This is a genomic window from Streptomyces sp. NPDC048392 (genome assembly GCF_043200575.1).
Taxonomy (GTDB): Bacteria; Actinomycetota; Actinomycetes; order Streptomycetales; family Streptomycetaceae; genus Streptomyces.
Map to the genome: position 1 here is coordinate 1 of NZ_JBICYB010000099.1, position 1,585 is coordinate 1,585.

General features: G+C 60.9%; 2 protein-coding genes. Both read right to left on the bottom strand.

Translation table 11 applies throughout. The features are described 5' to 3' along the window. Positions 1-65: 65 nt before the first annotated feature. Positions 66-632, bottom strand: a complete 567-nt coding sequence (locus tag ACGFYH_RS37335) for a VanZ family protein (protein WP_393807619.1) — start codon at positions 630-632, stop codon at positions 66-68. Positions 633-751: 119 nt separating this feature from the next. Further along, a complete protein-coding gene (locus ACGFYH_RS37340; protein WP_164141887.1) occupies positions 752-952 on the bottom strand; it encodes a hypothetical protein in 201 nt (66 codons plus the stop codon). Positions 953-1,585: the final 633 nt, after the last annotated feature.

The following is a 1,585-nucleotide window of genomic DNA, read 5'->3' on the forward strand; positions in this document are numbered from 1 at the left end:
AGCCCACGCACACCAGCCCCATGATTTGCACCTTCACGATGCACACCACTCAATGAGGTTCACACTCACTCCTCAGCGTCTGCCCTTCGGCCTCGAAGCCATTTCAGCAACAGACCGGCCGCCACACTCAAGCCGACGCCTACGGCTGTACCGATGGAGTTGAAGAGCACATCATCGGAGTCCAGGATGCGTCCGTTGCCTCCAAGCCATTGCAAGAGCTCGACGACGACAGCCGTCGCTGCACATAGTCCGAGGCATTTCGCTGCCGAGAAGCCAGGGCGTGCTGTCGCCAGGAGGACTGGCAGTGGGACGAACATCAGCGCGTTCGCCACCCACTGCCGTACTACCATCTCCTTCTCATAGGCAGTGACGTAGGCGCTGTCAGCTCTCAGCGTTTCGATCCCCGGACTCAGCCAGAGACCTCCGCCGCTTCCGCCGGTACTGCCGTCAGAGGCGGTGAACGTTGCCGCGGCGATGAGCACCAGCCAGAGAGCAAGTGCGAGAGAGCCGATGCGGCAGACGGTCCGGGGCCAGCAGGTGGCGGCACTTCGGAGCGCTAGCGCCGCCAGGAAGGTCAGCAACAACCCTGTCGCCACCGTCACCGGCGTCAGATACAGAATGACGCGCCACATGGCTCTCTCGTCCTCTCGCCCCGATGGAGCATTTCGCACGGCCACACCGAAGCGCCGCTCCCCCGCACGCTCACCCCCCAAGGGGGTCGATCACGGCTGACCGGCGCAATTCAGGAGCTTCAGCAGTACCACTTGGAGATGTAGGTGTAGTCCTGCCACTTCATGACTCCGCGTACGCAGTTGTCGGAGCTCACGTTGAGGTGGCGGGAGTACGACGTGCAGGACCCCGCCCACACCCCGTAGAGGGGCGAGTCCATGATCTGCGCCGACAGATTGCTGTAATCCGACGCGTCGTACGCTATTTGATATCCGAGCTGCACGTAAACATCACCGGAGCCACTGCTCTTGCAGTACTCAGTGCGGTACGTGCCGGTCCTGCCGGTGTCCGGGCCGATGATGCAGACTTCGCCGTTGCTGAGGTTTCCACACTCCGCGTGCTCTTGGACACCAGGCGTTGTTGCATTCGCAGGGCTGGCGATACCGAACGCTAGTGTCGCCGCCGCGAAGACAGCAGCCGATGCAGCTCTTCTCATAGGAAGGCCCCTCCTGAAGGCCATGTGATCGACTCACTCGCCGGTTGCAAGTGATCGCCGACGGCACCAACTGCATCATGCGTGTCAGGTACGGTTCAATAGTGATCGATGGGAGATTCTCGGTCAACTGCCATAATTCGGGGCGCATTTACATCTGTTGATCGATCTCACCCTGTCGCTCTTCTCCAGGGCCCGCTCCGCCAAACATGCGTACGTCTGACACTTCCAGCTGTAGGTCATGATCTTGCTGGACGATGTTGTGACATCGGAGCAACCGCCGTTACATGCCATGGATTGCGTGGGCAAGCGATGAATTGACGATCTTCATCGGGGACACCGGCCGCCGACCAGCCCGAGTATGCCGAAGCCCGCGCACACCAGCCCCATGACCTGCAACTTCACGATGCACACCACTCACTG

What these genes read in the sequence shown, in the direction of transcription:
- ACGFYH_RS37335 (WP_393807619.1), bottom strand. Translation starts at nt 632, where the DNA reads ATGTGGCGCGTCATTCTGTATCTGACGCCGGTGACGGTGGCGACAGGG.